The organism is Gracilimonas sp., assembly GCF_031581265.1.
Classification (GTDB): Bacteria; Bacteroidota; Rhodothermia; order Balneolales; family Balneolaceae; genus Gracilimonas.
The window spans coordinates 57,697-77,670 of sequence record NZ_JAVLBQ010000005.1 but is presented as its reverse complement, the minus strand read 5'-3'; the positions used below and the strand labels follow the sequence as shown (position 1 = coordinate 77,670).

13 protein-coding genes are annotated in these 19,974 nt (G+C 41.4%); 10 read left to right on the top strand and 3 right to left on the bottom strand.

All coding sequences use genetic code 11. The annotated features are described in order from the left end of the window. Positions 1-66 precede the first annotated feature (66 nt). From priA to RI561_RS03410, 9 genes are all read left to right on the top strand, one after another. Positions 67-2,505, top strand: coding sequence for a primosomal protein N' (gene priA, locus RI561_RS03450; protein WP_395078831.1), 2,439 nt, complete (start codon positions 67-69; stop codon positions 2,503-2,505). 96 nt (positions 2,506-2,601) lie between these two features. After that, on the top strand, positions 2,602-4,524 hold the full coding sequence (locus RI561_RS03445) for a CBS domain-containing protein (protein ID WP_395078830.1): 1,923 nt from the start codon (positions 2,602-2,604) through the stop codon (positions 4,522-4,524). Between the two features lie 30 nt (positions 4,525-4,554). Continuing rightward, on the top strand, positions 4,555-5,700 hold the full coding sequence (locus RI561_RS03440) for a succinylglutamate desuccinylase/aspartoacylase family protein (protein ID WP_395078829.1): 1,146 nt from the start codon (positions 4,555-4,557) through the stop codon (positions 5,698-5,700). Between the two features lie 127 nt (positions 5,701-5,827). Further along, positions 5,828-6,631 (top strand): SMC-Scp complex subunit ScpB, encoded by an 804-nt coding sequence (scpB, locus tag RI561_RS03435; protein ID WP_395078828.1) that lies wholly within the window; start codon positions 5,828-5,830, stop codon positions 6,629-6,631. After that, positions 6,628-7,449 (top strand): pseudouridine synthase, encoded by an 822-nt coding sequence (locus RI561_RS03430; protein WP_395078827.1) that lies wholly within the window; start codon positions 6,628-6,630, stop codon positions 7,447-7,449. Before scpB ends, RI561_RS03430 begins: the two co-directional genes overlap by 4 nt. 8 nt (positions 7,450-7,457) lie before the next feature. Beyond that, a complete protein-coding gene (locus RI561_RS03425) occupies positions 7,458-8,333 on the top strand; it encodes an alpha/beta hydrolase family protein (RefSeq protein ID WP_395078826.1) in 876 nt (291 codons plus the stop codon). A gap of 116 nt (positions 8,334-8,449) precedes the next feature. After that, positions 8,450-10,957, top strand: a complete 2,508-nt coding sequence (locus tag RI561_RS03420; protein ID WP_395078825.1) for a zinc-dependent metalloprotease — start codon at positions 8,450-8,452, stop codon at positions 10,955-10,957. Between the two features lie 156 nt (positions 10,958-11,113). Beyond that, entirely contained in the window at positions 11,114-14,308 is a 3,195-nt protein-coding gene (locus RI561_RS03415) for a hypothetical protein (protein ID WP_395078824.1), read from the top strand. 352 nt (positions 14,309-14,660) lie between these two features. Then, the gene (locus tag RI561_RS03410) at positions 14,661-15,539 is read left to right on the top strand and encodes a sterol desaturase family protein (RefSeq protein ID WP_395078823.1); all 879 of its coding nucleotides are present in this window, start codon (positions 14,661-14,663) and stop codon (positions 15,537-15,539) included. A gap of 165 nt (positions 15,540-15,704) precedes the next feature. Here RI561_RS03410 and RI561_RS03405 read toward each other — a convergent pair whose 3' ends face one another. The 3 genes from RI561_RS03405 to RI561_RS03395 are packed head-to-tail and all read right to left on the bottom strand — an operon-like array spanning position 15,705 to position 18,293. Next, positions 15,705-17,435: a sodium:solute symporter gene (locus RI561_RS03405; protein WP_395078822.1), complete on the bottom strand. Its 1,731-nt coding sequence runs from the start codon at positions 17,433-17,435 to the stop codon at positions 15,705-15,707. Further along, the gene (locus RI561_RS03400; protein WP_395078821.1) at positions 17,436-17,564 is read right to left on the bottom strand and encodes a hypothetical protein; all 129 of its coding nucleotides are present in this window, start codon (positions 17,562-17,564) and stop codon (positions 17,436-17,438) included. A 60-nt stretch (positions 17,565-17,624) separates the two neighbouring features. Then, a complete protein-coding gene (locus RI561_RS03395; protein WP_395078820.1) occupies positions 17,625-18,293 on the bottom strand; it encodes a WbqC family protein in 669 nt (222 codons plus the stop codon). Positions 18,294-18,416: 123 nt separating this feature from the next. On the opposite strand from RI561_RS03395, the gene gltX reads away from it, so the two are divergent. Then, complete coding sequence (gene gltX, locus RI561_RS03390) at positions 18,417-19,895, top strand: glutamate--tRNA ligase (RefSeq protein WP_395078819.1); 1,479 nt, start codon at positions 18,417-18,419, stop codon at positions 19,893-19,895. The last annotated feature ends 79 nt before the right edge of the window (positions 19,896-19,974 follow it).

The following is a 19,974-nucleotide window of genomic DNA, read 5'->3' as shown; positions in this document are numbered from 1 at the left end:
GTTGACACAGGGCATGAAATTGGATAAGCTTTCACTCCTCAAATAACCCAAGTTTAAACGTACATTTTGTCCATTTTTGTTGATGTTGCCCTGCCCGCCGCGGTGCGCAAGCAGTTTACCTACCATGTTCCCGAGAATCTTGAACCTTCTGTTCAAGCCGGGCAGCGTGTGTGGATACCATTTCGAAATTACTACGCTATTGGGGTGATTGTTGCTGTTCACCAAAAGAAGCCTTCCTTCAGAACCAAACCCATTCGTAAGATCTTGGATGAGGAACCTATCCTTTCCAAAGAACTCCTGGATGTCACCCGTTGGATCTCCAAATTTTACTATGCAAGTTGGGGTGAAACCATACAAGCTGCACTTCCTGCCGGTCTCAATTTCATTTCCCGGAAATATCTGAATATCTCTGAAGATCTGGATGACCAAAACCTAAGTGAAGACGAAAAGGAGATCATCGAAGATCTGAAAGATAATAAATCTACCTTGGATGAAGCCAAAAAGCGCTGGAAGGGAACCGGATTGAATAAAGTATTCTCTAAGCTGCTGAAGGATAGAAAGATAGAAATTTGGGAAGAGCCGGATCTAAAAGTAACGGTAGCTACTGAACGGGAATGGATTTGGGCAACTGGAAAAGATAAACGAGCAGCAATAGAATTTTTAGAAAGTGAGGGAGTAAATGAAGATTTGAAATGGACCTCGGCATTAGCCCAAATAGCAGAAGAAATTCCTGTACGCCAGTCTGAAATTCCAGACGATTCTGTTTTCACTTCTTACACATTAAAAAAACTTCAAGACGAGGGCTGGATAACATATCGGGAAGTTGAAAAGCAGAATGAGATCGAGCATTTAGAGTTTGAACCGGACTCCATAAAAACTTTGAATGAGGGACAGCAGAAAGCATTCGAGCAAATCCAAAGTTCACTTTCAAAAAAAGAGTTTTCCAATTATTTGTTATTTGGAATCACGGGGAGCGGGAAGACAGAAGTCTATATCCATGCCCTAAAACAAGTTATTGAGCAAGGAAAGGGCGGCATTGTATTAGTTCCGGAAATTGCTCTTACTCCGCAAACCGTCTCTCGGTTTTATCGGATTTTTGGAGATAATATTGCCATGCTGCATAGTCGGATGAGCAGCCGAGAGCGACTCCAGGCTTGGCAAGATTTGAATTCCGGGAAAAAGAAAATTGCAATAGGTCCGCGTTCGGCCGTGTTTGCCCCGGTTCAGAATTTGGGAATTATTATTTTGGATGAAGAGCATGACAGTTCATACAAGCAAATGGATCCGGCGCCAAGATACCATGCTCGCGAAACTGCTCTGGTACGAGCGAAAATGAATGATGCCATTGTGATTATGGGATCGGCAACGCCCAGTATGCAAGCACTCAATATTGCAGCTAAGGGGAAGTGTGAGCTCTTAGAATTGAAAAAACGACACGCCAATGCTATGCTTCCTGAAGTTAAGATCCTGGACTTAAAGCAGTATAAAGGAAAACCAATGCGGGGTGAATTTGCAGTTCCATTGTACCAGGCTATGGAAAAAGCGATGGAGAATGACGAGCAGATAATCCTGCTTTACAATAGGCGCGGTTATGCCAGTTACTTGCAATGCGAAGATTGTGGCCATATTCCTGAAAGCCCCGAAAGCTCAGTCAGCCTCACCTTTCATAAGCGAAAGAATCTGCTGATGGACCATTACACAGGGTATTCCCGGCGCAAGGATACTGAATGTGAAAACTGCGGTTCACCTAATCTAAAAGTTCAGGGTTCAGGTACTCAAAATATTGAGGAGCAGCTTGAGGATTTGTTTCCTGACGCAAAAGTGATTCGCTTTGACCGCGATTCCACTTCCCGAAAAGGAGCCCATGAACGAATTTTAAAAGAGTTTGGAGAAGGGAAAGCAGACATTCTCATTGGAACTCAACTGGTGGCTAAAGGGCTTGATTTTCCAAACGTGACTGTGGTTGGGGTTGTGAATGCGGATACCGAGCTCGCATTTCCATCATTTCAGGCTACAGAAAGGATGTATCAGTTGCTGAGTCAGGTTTCGGGAAGATCCGGACGGGGCGATAAACCGGGAACGGTATTTTTGCAAACCCGCCAGCCCGATAATCCAGCCCTTATTTTTGCCAAGAATCATGATCACCGGGGATTTGCCAAGCAAGAAATGGAGTTCAGAAAACCTTTGTATTACCCGCCTTACTCTCGGTTGATAAAGTTTGAGCTGAAATCAGCGAAAGGACATGAAGTGAATATGGCTGCTCATGCTTTAAAAGATTCTGCAGAGAGAGTAGTACCTGATGTGCCGGTGTTAGGACCATCGCCGGCGGCCATTCCCTGGATGAATAAAAAATACATATGGGAAGTAACTATGAAAATAGATACCCAAAAAGGAGGAAGCTATATTGAAGCCCTTTTAGACAAAATATTGGAAGTATATGAGGCAGATATTAAGGGTAAGTTTTCTTCAGTTCGTGTCAATGTGAATGTTGATGGAATACAGTAAGTTTAAAAAGTGAAATTGATTGGTAAAAAATTTGCAAAAACCCTTTCAAAGTTGGTATTTACGAACTGATTATATTCCACAATAAAATAGACACCAATGGGAGAAGAGCGCGTTAAGCTTGCTGATGATAATGAAGAGGTTCAAACCTTCATGAAGCATGTGCTCCGGGATATGCGGGCACTCAAAAAAATGCTGGAAGATGACTGGTTTGAGACAGATACCTTACGCATTGGAGCTGAACAAGAACTGTGTATGGTAGATCCGCATGGTAAGGTATTTCCAAAATCTATGGAAGTACTGGACGCCTTGGGCGAGGGGAACTACACGACTGAGTTTGCCCGGTTTAATCTGGAAATTAACATGGAGCCGCTCGAATTTACCGGTGATTGCCTCTCACAGATGGAGCATAACCTCCATGAAGAGATGGACAATGTAAGAAAAACAGTGCGTGAGTTGGGTGGAGATATCTTACTTACCGGAATTTTACCCACCATCCGTAAAATGGATGTGGATATTAAAAATTTAACACCACTACAACGGTATAAGGCTTTGTGTGAAGCTATAAACCGCCTTCGCGGAAAGGAGTTTGAATTGAGAATTCAGGGTATGGATGAGCTGCTGATGAAGTTTGATTCTCCCTTGTTGGAAGCATGTAATACAGGCTTCCAGGTTCACCTGCAGGTGAAGCCTGAAGAATTTATAAACAAGTACAATATTGCTCAGGCGGTGACAGCCCCCGTGCTGGCGTGTGCGGTAAATTCTCCTATTTTATTCGGAAAACGTTTGTGGGCTGAAACAAGAATTGCTCTGTTCCATCAGTCCGTTGATACCCGACAGGTAGGCGAACATTTGCGGGATTCGAGTCCGCGTGTCACTTTTGGTAACCAATGGCTTGAAAACAGCATCCTTGATATTTATAAGGAAGATATATCCCGATACCGTGTGATGTTAAGTGCCGAGATTGAAGAAGATGTAGAAAAGCTCATGAAAGAAGGAAAAGTTCCTGAACTGATGGCATTGAAAGTGCATAATTCATCAATTTATCGCTGGAATCGTCCATGTTATGGGTTAAGTAACGGGAAACCCCACCTCCGTATCGAAAATAGGGTTCTACCCTCCGGCCCAACTGTAATTGATGAAACAGCAAATGGTGCTTTTTGGCTTGGGTTATTAAATGGTTTCGAGGATGAATATGCCGATATTACCAAGGAAATGGAATTTGATGACGCACGAATGAACTTTTTTGCTGCCTCAAAGTTAGGCCTTGATACCAAATTTAACTGGACCAATGATAGAAAAATGACGGCAGTAGATTTGATTAAAGTAGAGTTGCTGCCTATTGCCAAAAATGGCCTTCAAAAAGCAAAAATCAACAGTTCGGACATTGACACTTATTTAGGAGTAATTGAAGACAGGGTAAATTCCGCCCAAACCGGTGCACAATGGATGGTTAAATCGTATGGCAAACTGATTAAAGAAGGAAATCGTGAACAGGCGCTTTCCACCATTACCAATGCGATGATTAAAAATCAGAAAAAAGGAGAACCGGTGCACAAATGGGGTTTGGCAAAATTCCAGGAAATGGATAATTGGAAGCCGTCAAGTTTGATGGTTGAAGAATTTATGACCACCGACCTATTTACCGTACGAAAAGACGATATCCTGGAATTCGTGGCGAATCTCTTAGACTGGAGAAAAATTCGGTACCTACCCGTTGAGGACGATCAAAAACACCTGATCGGTTTAATAACCATGCGGCAAGTGTTAAGGGAATACACGAAGTTTTCTGAAATGGAAGGAGACGGAGGTTCATTGCCGTTATCGGATATCATGATAGAAAATCCCATTACTGTACATCCGGAGGCAAATATTATGGAGGCAATGGATATTCTAAGGGAACAAAAAATTGGGTGTTTACCGGTAGTTAAAAACAGCAGGTTGGTAGGGATAATAACGGAAGGTAATTTTATGGAGATTACTATTCGCCTACTCGAAACCTTGGAAAATAATAATGATTAGTTTAATAAGGCAGTATTGATAACAGAATTAATGCAATCCCATTCAAATTTTAAAACAGATTTAAATGATATTGAAAGAATTATATGGAGTCATGAATCGAAGGTAGGTCCTATTATTGTTGTTTTTGCGGGAATTCATGGGAATGAATTAGCAGGGGTACATGCTTGCGAAAATATTTCTGAAGAGATTTCAGGCATGGAAGAAAACCTGCAGGGTTCTTTATATCTGATTAGTGGAAATCAGAAAGCAATTAAAAAAGGGGTGAGATATTTGGACAGAGACCTGAATCGCATTTGGAATGATGTGACAGATCAGGAATCAAAAGAGGGTCAATCGGATGTTAAAGAATGGGAGGAGGCAGTTGGGATACTACAGGTGCTGAATACCATTATTGAAGAAAAGAAAAATTTGGGCCGGGAAATTTATTTTATTGATCTCCATACAACATCGGCCGAAAGTTGTGCATTTATACTTTTTAATGATACTCTCGAAAACAGAAAAAGTGCTTCATTATTCCCGGTTCCTCAAATTCTGGGCATCGAAGAAACTATACACGGTACGCTGCTAAGTTTTATCAATGATCTGGGATATCCTGCTATTGGGTTTGAGGCCGGCAGTCATACTGATCCTCTTTCAGTACGTAGAATAGAAGCATTTTTGTGGTTGTTTCTTCACTTTAATCAACTTCTAAAGTTAGAACAGCAAAAATATCATGAATATGAAAGTACTCTTAGGGGAACACCTGATGCTTTGAATAAGTATTATGAAATTACCTGCCACTATTTTGTAAATGAAGCCCGAGATTTTACCATGAAAAAGGGATATCAAAATTTTGATCCCATTCAAAAAGGGGAGCTATTAGCTTATGATAGCAAAGAACCGGTATATGCCCCTACATCGGGACTCATCTTTATGCCTTTATATCAATCAAAAGGAAATGACGGGTTCTTTATATTAAAAGGTCGGTCACCTATCTGGTTAGAAATTTCGGTTATCTTTAGAGACAGTATTATAAATCGATATCTGCACTTACTTCCCGGTGTAGAGAAATTAGATGAAACTTCGTTTGTTGTAGATCTTAAAGTAGCACGATTTTTTGTCAAAAATATCTTTCATCTCTTGGGATATAGGGTTATTAAAAAAGATGAACATACATTAATATGCTATAAACGATAGCTAAATACCGGTAGATCTTTTTGGTAGCCGACAGGCAGAATGTTAAATTGCTGTTTTAAAATTAAATTGAATATGGCTGTAATATTAACTTGCCATTTTAAAATAGTACGCATATTGTAGTTGTGAAATGAAAAATGATTACGAATTTATAGATGGCACGAGGCTGTCATCACTCATTGAAGCTCTGATATTTGCCAGTGATGAACCTATTTCGGGTTCAAAGATCAGAGATATAATTGTTGAAAATGAAGAACAAATAGAGATTACCGAAGAGACTGTTTCTGATTTTGTAGACAAATTAAATGAACGCTACGACGAAAACGGACTCAGTTTTAGAATTCAACCACTTGGCGGAGGTTACACCTTTGTTACTCAAGCTAAATATCACTATTGGTTGAGCATCTTTCAGCACGAAAATGCCTATCGAAAACTATCCCAATCAGCCATTGAGTCGCTCGCTATTGTGGCATACCGGCAACCCATAACAAAGCCTGAAGTTGATCAGATTCGTGGAGTAGATTCAGGATATATTTTACGCCAGCTTATGGAAAAAGCACTGATTGAAGTTTCAGGCCGTGCTGATAGTCCCGGAAAACCTTTGTTGTACAGAACGACAAAGCATTTTTTAACCCATTTTGGTATCAATTCTGTTGAAGAGTTACCCAAGCCTCGTGAGATCGATGACATCCTCAAAGACGATGATATGGCTGAACACAGACAGTTGCTTATGGAGCGTCAGCTTGTGATGGATGAAATGGAAGTCGAAGACGAAGATGATGAGGAGACAGTTCAAGAAAAAGCCGATGAAATTTTAAGTGAATTTCAGGAAAAACGAGAGCATAAAGAGCAAGATGGCGAACCCTCAGAAGCTGAGGAAAATCAAGAAGAAACAGAAAATGACAATACCGATGAAACAGACGATAAAGAATGAGCAATAAGAACAAAAAAAGAAGACCTAAAAATAAAGCAGACGACAAAAAAGCAGCTAAGGTAGATCAAAACTATTCGCAGGAGGAAGAAATACGCCTTAACAAATTTATTGCCCATGCCGGATATTGCTCACGCCGCGAAGCAGACAAATATATTTCAACCGGTAAAGTGAAAGTAAACGGTGAAGTTACTACAGAATTGGGAACTAAAGTTCGCCGAAAAGACAATGTGGTGGTAGAGGAGCAAACATTAAGCCTGGAGCCATTCGTTTATTTATTACTTCACAAATCTAAAGACGTGATTACTACCACCGATGATGAAAGAGACCGAACAACGGTGATGGATCAAATTGAAAATGCCACCGGTCACCGCGTATATCCTGTAGGTAGATTAGATAGAAATACGACCGGATTGTTGATCTTAACCAATGATGGAGACTTGGCCCACAGGTTAATGCATCCAAGTTACAGCGTTCGGAAAACCTACCAAATCAGAACCGAAGATCCATTAACGGAAGCTCAATTAGAGCAATATCTTGAAGGAATTGAACTGGAAGATGGAATTGCCAAAGGATACAACATTACGCAATTCATGGACGACTCTAATACATTTGAAATGTCGGTTTTTGAGGGCCGGAACAGATTGATACGGCGCATGGTGGAATATCATAATACAGTGGTTACCAAACTTAAGCGTATAGAGTATGCCGGGCTTACTCTTAAAGATGTGCCAATTGGCCGTTGGAGGTTTTTACGGCAAAATGAAATTAATAACCTCAGAAAATTGGTTAAACTTGAAACCTTAAATTTCAATAAGTAATAGTTTTAATGGACATTAGCAGCGTATCAATTTCATCCGGACAAATAGATTCCACCGAGGGGTTGCCTATCAGGTATGATTTATACACCCCTATTTCACGGAATGGGCTCAGTTTTCCGGTTATACTTTTTTTACATGGATTTAAAGGATTTAAGGATTGGGGGCCCTTCCCGGATGTTTGCGAAGAGATGGCAAGAGCGGGATTTGGGGTCGTTGCCATGAATTTTTCTTTAAATGGCATAGGAGATAATAAAACCGAATTTACCGAACTTGAACTATTTGAACGCGAAACCATATCTCAAGATTTAGATGATATTGGTTCGATTATTGACGCCCTTCAAAATGGAGAAATAACTGACAATCACTCTAACTTAAATACGGATGTTATTGGATTGATAGGCCATTCGCGAGGAGGGCATACCGCAATCACAGCAGCAGTTGAATACGCCCCGGTACAATGCCTGGTAACGTGTTCAGCAGTAGCTGATTACAGGGATCGTTGGACGGATTCTATGAAAAAAGATTGGAAAGATAATGGCTATACAGAAATTGAAAACAGCAGAACCGGCCAAAAAATGAAAGTGGGCAAGGTGGTGTATGACGATTACATTAACAACAGTGAGCGGGTAAATGCCTATGAAAGAGTAAAGGAATTGCGCATTCCAACTTTATTTATTCATGGAAGAAAAGATGAAACAGTGCCTGCCACAGATTCCGAAAAATTACATATAGAATGTGATGCACGCGACAAAGAATTACGCTTAGTAGCAAACGGTACTCACACGTATGGAACGGCTCATCCATTTGAAGATCAGGATTTCCCAAAACCGTTTGCAGAGGTTTTAGATTGGACGGAAGGCTGGTTTGTGGAACACATTGGGTAGTTTAAGCGTTTTTTTAAGCTTTTTTACATGCAAATTATCCCTATACACTTGATTAGGTTGCAAACTAATCTCACCTTAACTCATCTATTCTCTTAATAAGAACTAATCCAAAATTTATGAATTACGGAAAATTTAATTTTATGAAGCTGTCTGTACTTTTTCTGAGCTTCGCCTTTGTTATATCGGGGTGCAAGTCGGCAGAAACAGTTACAGATTCAGGCTCTGAATCATCAACTCCAAGTATGCGTGGCGGACCTGGTGGTCCCGGCGGTGACGGTGAGATGAAGAAATTTAGTGAAGTCATTACTGATGAAGCTGAAACAGATGAAGGTTTGTTTAATGTTCACAAAGTGGACGACAAATATTACTATGAAATTCCTGATGAGCATTTAGAAAAAGTAATGCTTTTAGTAACCCGTCAAGCCAAAACAGTTAATAACCTTGGTTATGGTGGCGAAAAAGTAAATACGCAGGTTGTGCGCTGGCAAAAGAAAGATAAAAATATTTTGCTGCGTCACGTTTCTTATCAAAATGTTGCCACCGAAGGAAAGCCTATTTATGAAGCGGTACAGAACTCTAATTTCGAGCCTATTATTGCCTCTTTTAGTATTGAAGCGCTCAATGAAGACTCAACCGGTTCAGTGATAGAAATTACGGACTTATTTACCTCAGATATTCCATCACTTGGAATGTCAAGGGGGCAGCGAAGTGCGTATCAGGTTCGGCGAGTAGATGGTAGCCGTACGTTTATCGAGCACATCAACAGTTACCCTGAAAATATAGAAGTGCGAAATGTACTTACATACGACGCAGGTCAGCCTCCGTCAAATTCTTCTACCGGAACTATTTCCATGGAATTGAATCACAGTATGATTGTACTTCCTGAAGAAGAAATGAGACCTCGCTCACATGATGACAGAGTTGGGTTTTTCAGTGTTTCCAAAACAGAATATACTTCAGAAGCACAAAAAGCGAAGCAAATTCGTCATATCACACGCTACAAGTTGGTGCCCAAAGATAAAGAAGCTTATGAGGCATGGTTGAATGGTGAAAGTGATGAATTAGTAGAGCCGGAAGAACCAATTGTATATTATGTAGATCCTGCTACTCCTGAAAAATGGAGAGAATATCTGCTACAAGGTGTTGACGACTGGCAAGTAGCTTTTGAGGCCGCCGGTTTCAAAAATGCTATTGTAGGTAAATTACCTCCATCGCCGGAAGAAGATCCTGAATTTAGTCCCGAAGATGTTCGTTATTCCGTGATTCGTTATTTCGCATCGCCGGTTCAAAATGCTTACGGACCACATGTTCATGACCCACGCACAGGACAGATTCTTGAATCTGATATTGGCTGGTACCACAACGTAATGAACCTACTTCGCAACTGGTACTTCATTCAAACTGCTGCAGCAAACCCTGATGCACGGGGTGTGGAGTTTGACGATGAGATCATGGGTGAACTAATCCGTTTTGTATCCGCTCATGAAGTTGGGCACACCCTTGGTTTCCCTCACAATATGGGATCAAGTTTTGCATATTCAGTGGAAGATCTAAGGTCTCCTGAATTTACCAGCAATCATGGTACAGCGCCGTCCATTATGGATTATGCCCGTTTTAATTACGTAGCACAACCGGGTGATGGTGTGACAAATTTCTATCCTGCAGTAGGCACTTACGATAAGTGGGCTGCTAAGTGGGGATATACTTGGTTTCCGGAAGATTGGAGTGACGAAGAAATTGAAGAGACACTGAACGAATGGACGGTAGAACGTGCCGACGATCCAAGGTATTTCTTTGGAAGCGGTGGCAGTGATCCTCGGGTTCAAACAGAAGATCTTACCAACGATGCTATGAGAGCCAGTGAGCTTGGAATTGCAAACCTCCAGGTTATTACTGAAAACCTCATTGACTGGGTTGAACAAGATGGTGAAGACTTCACTGAATTAAGTGAACTTTACAATAACATCATCGGACAGTGGAACAGATATATGGGCCACGTGCTGAATAATGTTGGCGGAGTTTATGAAGATCAAAAAACCTTTGATCAGGATGGCGTTGTGTACACATTTGTTGAAGAAGAAAGACAAAGACGTGCTATGGAATTTCTTCAGACACATGCCTTCAGTTCTCCAACCTGGGCCGTAAACGATGAAATCCTGGATCGTATAAATGAGGCTTCTGTGATCGAAAGTTTCAGAGGTGCTCAGGCAAGTGTACTCTCAAGACTGACAAGTGCACAACGACTTGCCAGGTTAATTGAGTATGAGAAGAGAACTGATGGAGACACATACACGCCGTTCGAAATGATGGACGATGTACGCAACGGTATTTTCAGTGAAGTACGTGCAAATGAAAATATTGATGTGTACCGCAGAAATCTTCAACGGGCATACATTGAACAGATGGGAAGCTTGATGGAAACAGATCAGGTAGGTGGAGGATGGTTCGGTCCGACTGTTAATGTCTCAGGAACTGATATTCACCCAATCGTAAGAAACCAGTTAAATATCCTGAACAGAGATATTGGCCGAGCATTACGAGCCGGTGGTTTCAATCGTGTTACTCGCATTCACCTCGAAGACGCCCAATCAAGAATTGATAATATCCTGAACCCGGATAATTAAGATTCAAGATAATTTTATTTCAAAAGCCCCTTAACGAAAGTTGAGGGGCTTTTTTTATATAAGTCTTAGTCAGGTAATAAAATTTAACAACCCTTCATTGTTTTAAGACGATTCAATTGTTATAGTTGAACACTTATAAAAACTAACTACGGATATATGCGATCTATAACAAAACATGTACTTATTGCAATAGCTTTAATGTTCTGCACAGTGCCATTCAACCCTGGCATAGCACAACAATTAGATGCAGAACTTTTAAAAGGAATAGAACCTCGTAATGTAGGTCCGGCCGGTATGAGCGGCAGGATAACAGCCATTGATGTGGTGCAATCTGATATCAACAAAATCTATGTAGGAGCTGCATCAGGTGGTGTTTGGAGATCAGAAAATGGGGGAATTACCTGGGAATCTATTTTTGATAGTCAAGGCCCAATGGCAATTGGTGCTCTTGATATCTACCAAAAAAACCCAAGCATCATTTGGATGGGTACCGGTGAAGGTAATCCAAGAAACAGCCAAAGCAGTGGTGCCGGAATATATCGAAGTATAGACGGTGGAAAAACCTGGGAGCTAATGGGGCTTGAAGAAACCCGTAATATCCATCGTATTATAATTCATCCCAACAATCCGGATGTAATATATGTAGGAGCACAAGGAAGTGCATGGGGAGACAGCGAACACCGCGGAGTTTATAAAACAACAGATGGTGGCCAAACTTGGGAAAAGATTTTATACAACAATAACCGCACCGGTGTAGGTGAGATGGTTATGGACCCCGCCAATCCGAATAAACTATTTGTGAACATGTGGGAATTTCGGCGCTGGCCATGGTTTTTTGAATCAGGTGGTGAAGGTTCAGGTTTATATATGACCTTAGATGGAGGAGAAACCTGGAACGAATTGACTCCAGAAGATGGCCTCCCGGAAGGAGAATTGGGCCGAATGGGAATAGCGATTGCTCCGAGTGAACCGGATATTGTCTATGCTTTGATTGAGTCATCTGAAAATGCGATGTACCGAAGTACTGATGGAGGATATAACTGGGAGCTTCGCGAGAAAGTTAAAAATGACGGAGCTATTGGAAACCGTCCATTTTATTATCATGAAATTTATGTAGACCCTGAGAACGAAAATCGCATTTACAGTCTTTACAGCGTACTTTCAAAGAGTGAAGACGGCGGAAAATCATTTGAAAGTATGTACCCATTTTATAACTGGATTCACCCCGATCACCATGCATTCTGGATAAACCCTGATAATCCGGATCATATCATTGATGGTAATGACGGTGGACTCAATATCAGCTTCGATGGCGGGGAAACCTGGCGCTTTGCAGAGAATATTCCAGTAGGACAGTTTTATCACGTGAATGTAGATATGGAAACTCCTTATAACATTTATGGTGGAATGCAAGATAACGGAACCTGGCAGGGTCCGGCTTATGTATGGCGCTCAGGGGGTATTCGAAACTCCTATTGGGAAGAACTCTTTTTTGGAGATGGATTTGATGTAGCTATAGATCATGCAACCTCAGGTAAGTATGTTTACGCGATGTCTCAAAGAGGAAATGTAGGTCGGGTTGATACAGAAACCGGCAGTTCTCGATTTGTGCAGCCAACACATCCCGAAGGTGAAGAACTTCGATTTAACTGGAATGCTGGTATCAATGTGGATCCTTTTGACGATGCTACCATCTATTTTGGAAGCCAATACGTGCATAGAAGTACCGATAGAGGAGAAACATGGGAGATTATTTCTCCGGATATCACCACCAATGATACTACAAAGCAGAAACAACATTTAAGTGGTGGCTTGACTACAGATGCAACCGGAGCTGAAAACTACACTACCGTCACCGTTATTGAACCGAGCCCTCTTGAGGATGATGTGATTTGGGCAGGTACTGATGATGGTAATATTCAGATCACCCAAGATGATGGGGAAACCTGGACCAATGTCAGTGACAATTTAAAAGGAGTTCCTGAAGGAAGCTGGGTTGTTCAGATTAAAGCCTCGGCTCATAACGAGGGTGAAGCTTTTGCTGTCATCAACGATTACCGAAGAGATAATTGGAGTCCATACTTGATGCATACCACCAATTACGGTAAAAAATGGACCAACCTGGTTGATGAAAATGATGTAGATGGTTATACACTTTCTTTTGTACAAGACCCTATAGAAAGTAATTTGATGTTTCTTGGTACAGAATTTGGCCTGTATGTAAGCGTAGACAGCGGAGAAAACTGGAACCGTTGGGGTGATAATTATCCTACCGTTTCAACGTATGATATGATCATCCATCCCCGTGAGCATGATCTTGTAATAGGCACATTTGGTCGTTCTTTCTGGGTGATTGATGATATACGTCCGCTTCGTGAAGTTGCTGCAGAAGGAGTAGATGAACTCACCAAGCCTATTAAAGCATTTCCTTCACCGGATGCCTATTTAGCAGAATGGCGACAAGCAAGAGGAATCCGTTTTGCAGCTGATGCTATGTTCTCAGGGGATAATCGTCCCTCCGGTGCCATGCTAAGTTATTCTGTGAATATGGATGCGCTTGATTTAGAAGATGATGAAGCCAAAGAGGAAGAAGAAGTTACCATAGAAATCTATGATACTTCCGGTGAAAAGATTAGAACATTCACCCGTACACCTCAGCATAATGGAATCAACAGAACTACCTGGGGATTAGAGCGGTCTGGAGTAGAAAGACCACGCCGAACCTTAAGAAGCTGGAATAACTCAGAGCCCGGTGGAAGAGATGTGCTGCCCGGAACATATAAAGTGAAATTCACTTATGGTGACCATTCAGATTCAACTAATGTCACCGTTCGTACCGATCCAAGAATTGAAATGCCTATAAGTGCACTTCGTGCAACTTATGAACTTGAAGGAGAAGTCGAAGAATTGAGTCAATACCTCGCCGATGCAACTAAAAATTTGGCAAGGGCACAAGAAATCATGGACGTGAATTCTGAGCTTGTATCAGCAGATGAAAGAAGTAAGGAAGAGCTCGAAGATCTACATGAAGCTCACCAACAAACTCAGGAGAAAATAGATGAACTCTTCGAAATGGTGTTCGGTGAACAAGTTGAAGGACAAGGAGCTGGCAGAGATCCTGACCCAACGGTACTAACTCATCTTTATGCAGTAAACCGTTACTTGGGAGGTGACTATGACGGTCCCGGAGCAAGAGAACGTAACTTGTTGCGTTTAGCCGAAGAGGCGGTTAATGATGCAGTTGATAAGATCAACACATTCGTTACGGAAGACTGGGTTGATTATCAGAATGCCGTTGAAGCTGCAAACTTAAGTTCTTTCAAGGATCTTGAACCTGTTACTAAAGAATAAAAAAAGATAAAACTGAATATCTTTCCCGTGTGTTATTAATTTTTAGCACACTGGATTTTTTTGGTTTTTATTTTCTAAATCAAGTACGTTAAGCCTGTGTTCGATTTATATTGATTTAAAGATAGCTGAAGTTGTCACTTTGAGCGCATCACAATTTTCAAATATTTCCCATGTTAAACGCGATCCCGAGCTCGGGACAAAAGAACAATAGCATAACAGGTATTTGAATATTTGAGATCACGTCAAGCAACTATTTTTAAAAACGCATTTTAAGCGCTCAGCCTGCAGGGATGCCTATTTCTTGATGTTTTATAATCGAACTTAGGTTTTAAAGAAACATTTTTGGCAAACTATGGAAGCTTTAGTCGACTTTTTTGAAAACGTTCCAACAACTTTTAGAGCAGGAATTCTAATTGGAGGAATATTTTTGTTCTGGGTAATTGAGGGAGTTTTTCCTTTATTTGAATTTGGATATAAAAAAGTAAGGCATGCCGCCATAAACCTGGTACTTAATGCCTTTTTTGTGGTGATAGGTTTAGGTTTTGCGGGGATATTGGTTTGGTCATCCAATTATGTGACGACCAATGAATTTGGAGTTCTGCAATGGATTGAAATGCCTATTTGGGCCCAAGCTATTGTAGGGGTGATGCTGCTTGATTTTTTTGGAGCCTATCTCATCCACTGGATCGAACATAAGGTGAAATTTATGTGGCGATTTCATTTAGTCCATCACAGTGATACTACCGTAGATGTTACAACCGGTCTACGCCATCACCCGGGAGAAGCCGTATTCAGGATGGTATTCACTATTATTGGTGTCATCGTTGTAGGCGTACCTATTTGGATTGTTTTCCTGTATCAAAGTATTTCAGCCCTATTTGCCCACTTAACGCACGCCAATATTAATATGCCTAAGAAGTTAGACCGGGCGTTATCTTGGATATTCATTACACCGCTGATGCATAAAGTACATCACCATTACACCCAACCCCTCACAGATACTAACTATGGGAATATATTCGCAATTTGGGATCGCGTTTTTGGTACTTTTGCTGAAGTTGAAGATGTGAAAGAGCTTAAATATGGCATCGATACCCATATGGATCCAGAGGAAAACAGTGATCTCGGTAATTTGCTGAAGATTCCATTTCAGATATATCGCCCACCGGTAGGATCAAAATTCGGGGAAGAGAAAGAAATTGAGATTGTAAAGGGAAAGAAAAAAGCATAAAGGGTTTGATAGTATTCCACCTAGCTTGGGCAGGTTGTCCGAGCAGTTTGATCCGCATCGTAGTTCTTTACCTTGGCTACCTGGGCGGATTACCAATCCGCCCTACGTTGTGGGGCAAGTATCTTTAAAAATTTTGTGTTTTTGAGATTTCGTGGCCAAAAATAGCTATTTGTCTTTAGGCCAGATCAGGCTGATGGTGATACCCACGATTACAACCACTGCTGTCCCCACAGGATTCAACCATAAAAATTCTATTGCTTTATCATAACCATCCGGCATGAGGCTCCAGGGCAAGATGAAGGAGTAATCATTGGTGGTGGCGTTATAGAATAGGCGGTCGAAAATGAATACCGAGAACATTCCTGAAATCAAGCCAATTAATGCTCCGGTACCGGTAGCTCTTTTCACCCATAGTAAAAGAATGAATACACCCAAAATGGAGCCATAGAAATAGCTTCCAATTTTATTCACCAACTCAATAATGGATTGCGTTTCGCCCATCAATAAAGCCGATATGGTAGCCAGTGCTCCCCAAAAGAAAGTGACCCCACGAGAAGACTTGACATAGTGAGCCTCTGTATGAGTATCTCCCTTAAGTCGTTGATACCAATCCACTATGGAGACGGTAGTAAGTGCATTCAGTTCACTGTCAATGGAGCTTAGTGCAGCCGCAAAGATACCTCCTACAATCAAACCAATAATACCTATGGGCACGTGATTAAGAATAAAATAGGGGAAGATGTAATTTGTATCATTGACATCGGCCTGTCTTATTTCTGACTGCAATGCTAACTCAGCATCTCTGGCTTCGTTCATGGAAGCATCAGCGTCAACAAAAAGCTGCTGTGTCTCTTGATTACGGTTTTGGACTGCTTCCAGGGCTGCTTCTTTTCGAGCTAAGTGAGCAACTTCATATTCTTTGAGAATCTTCTGTTCCACGATTTGCTGCTGTTCGGTTTGAGCTACCGGTTCGGTTGCCCGAAAGGAAGCCGGTGCCGTATTAAAGATGAAAAATACATACAACATCACCCCAAGCAGAAGAATAAAAAACTGCATAGGGATTTTAGCATAACCCGTCATCAGTAAAGATTTACGGGCATTTTTTTCGGAATCGGTGGTTAAGTAACGCTGCACTTGGGTTTGGTCGGTACCGAAATAGGAGGCCATTAAAAAGAAGGCCGCAATAACGCCACTCCACACGTTATATTTTTCAGAAAGATCAAAATTAAGATCGAGAGCAGTAAGTTTTTCGAGACTACCGGCCAGGTATAAAGCCCCTTCAAAGCCTACTTCTTCAGGCAGGTTAACCCATATCAGGATAAAACAAAAAATAAGCCCAAACATCATGATGGCCATTTGTTTTACATCGGTTGTGATCACCCCCGCGATACCACCAACAGTCGTGTAAGCAGTAGCTATGACACCAATGATGAGAATGGTAATGTTGAGCGGTAACCCTAATAACAGAGATAATACATAGGAGGGAGCCGCTATGACCACACCTAATGCGAGTCCCCGAGAGATCAGAAATAAACCCGAGGTAGTAAGTCTTGTTTTCAATCCAAAGCGTTCTTCAAGCACTTCATAAGCGGTGAAATTTTTCATCTTGCTGAAGAAGGGAACCAGGAACATACAGATGAAGATCATAGCAAAGGGAGTAGCCAGGTAGGTTTGAACAAACCGCATGTCTTCGACATAGGCAATTCCTGTAGTTCCAATAAAAGTGATAGCAGAAGCCTGGGTGGCCATTACGGAAAGTCCGGCCGCCCACCAGGGCATAGATCTGTTGGCCAACAGATATCCCTCTATAGTTGAAGCATCTTTGCCCCGACGAGTCCCATCCCAGATGGTATAGGCAAGAAAAGCGAGTAAAACCGACCAGTCAATCCAACTCATTTACGGCAAATTGAAGGTTGAAGTGAACCAATAGAACAGAAGAATACAAATCACCCCAACGATGGCAACCACCGTATAATCGGTTCGCCATTTGGGTTTAATTTTTTGATCGGTTGTTTTTTCTTCCATGACAGATGATAGATAATGTGTGCTTATTTTAAAAGCCGAATTTAGCTCATCATGAATTCGTCAATATAGCTTTAGCTGATCAAGTATTTTAAAGCTTTCTTTTCCACAATTTAGTAGCAGATCAATAAGACAGCATCCTTTCAAAAAGCCATCACCAACTTGAGGATAGGTAGGATGATTATCCAGCGGTTCTGAAGCTATTTCGGAATGCCTTTGATAGTGTCTTGAGCGGTGTTCCTGGTAGAGGATATCTGCCCCTAAATTTTCAGCAAAAGTGTCTGGGTAGATATCGTATTCTTTAATTTCACTGGAATAGTGGATCGTGAGGTTTATTTCCAGGTATTTCAGCATACGTGAGAAAAAATGAACATTGAAATCAACTAACTTTTTATGGCGGGCAGCTGTTTCAAAGTCATTGTGTAGCTCATCCACAAAAAGATCAAAGTAGGTAGCATTCTGGTAGTTGTGATAGATGGCATTCCATAGCGGTTCAAACCAGTCAATGAAATGGTCTATACGTACATCCTTGATGGGTTTACTTCGGTCTTCGGTTACGATGGGTAAATTAATCCACTGCAATCCATGTTCTCCGCGGATTTGAGCCCGGTGTGTACGCCCTTTCCTGGACCACTCTGCCATATCATCCCAAACAATAAGATCAGCCTTAAGCATAGTGGCAAGATCAAATAAGTTGGGAGAGAATTGAGGTTGGTGTAATGCTACTCGCAATGGGTAATGCTTTAATTTTAAATGTTGAATGAAACTTAGGTAATTCAACATTCAAAATTTAGCAGTTAAAATTTCTTATCTTTAGGGCTGAAATTAGAAGAATTCATCAAAACAAAATAACATATGTCAGTTCGCGTACGATTTGCGCCTTCACCAACCGGATTTTTACACATTGGCGGACTCCGGACCGCACTTTATAACTACTTATTTGCACGTCATAACGATGGGGTTTTTGTGCTCAGAATTGAGGATACCGATCAATCCCGTTACGTGGAAGGGGCCGAACAAGACATTATCGATTCACTAAACTGGGCCGGTATGGAAATTGATGAAGGTCCCGGAGTAGGTGGAGATTTTGGGCCATACCGACAAAGTGAGCGCAAAGACATTTATCACAAATACGCGGAGCAACTTGTAGAATCCGGTCATGCCTACTACGCTTTTGATACCGTGGAAGAAATAGAGGAGATGCGTGAGCGCTTGATGAAATCGGGTAACCCATCTCCGAAGTATGATGCCATAACCCGACAGTCTATGAAAAACAGTCTCACCCTGTCCCAGGATGAAGTGGAAAAGAGACTCGAGAATGGTGATGAGTATGTGGTTCGACTCAAAGTTCCCCGAAAAGAAACCATCCGTTTTGAAGATGAAATTCGCAGTCATGTTTCTTTTGATACCGAGGGACTTGATGACCAAGTACTGCTAAAATCGGATGGCATGCCTACCTATCATCTTGCTAATGTGGTGGATGATCATACCATGGAAATTACGCATGTGATCAGGGGAGAGGAGTGGTTGAGCAGTACTCCGAAGCATATTCTCTTATATGAAGCTTTTGGATGGGAACCACCCACGATGGCCCATTTGCCGTTAATAATGAGCCCAAGTGGCGGAAAACTTTCTAAGCGTAAAGCTGAAAGTGAAGGAATTCCGGTAAACACTAAAGATTATATCACCGGAAATTATGAGCCGGATGCATTGGTGAACTTTCTTGCGTACTTGGGGTGGAGTCCCGGTGATGATTCTGAGATCCACACCATGGAAGAACTTTGTGAGCTGTTTACCTTAGATCGTGTTTCAAAAGGTGGTGCCGTTTTCAATTACAAAAAATTGATGTGGTATAACGAGAACTACATCCGCGAGCATTCCATAGAAGAACTCAGGCCGAGGGTAGAAGCATTATTTTTGGGAGAAGGATATGAGATACCGGATGATGAGTTTTTAACAACGGTAATAGAGCTTTTACAAGAGCGGGTTTCTAAAATTGACGAGTTTGTAAGTATGGGTTCATTCTTTTTTGAAGCACCAAAAGAGTATGATGAGAAAGCACTGAAAAAATGGAAAGATGATACCCCTGTTATTTTGAAGGCCTATCGTGATAAGATCGAACAGCTTTCAGAACAGGATTTTGAAGCTGTTACGTTGAAGGACAAGATCAAGGAAACCATTGATGAGTATGACGTGGGTTTTGGAAAGCTAATGATGCCGCTTCGGGTTGCTGTCAGTGGTCAGGGTTTCGGGCCCGACTTAACCCCTGCTCTTGAGTTGATAGGGAAAGAAGAGGTAATATCCCGTATCGATACTGCCATTGAAAGGCTTTAAAGTGGATTAGTTTAGATCTTACTTCTAAGAATTAATGATAAAGACCTGTTAGCTTTTTAAAACCTGACAGGTCTTTTTA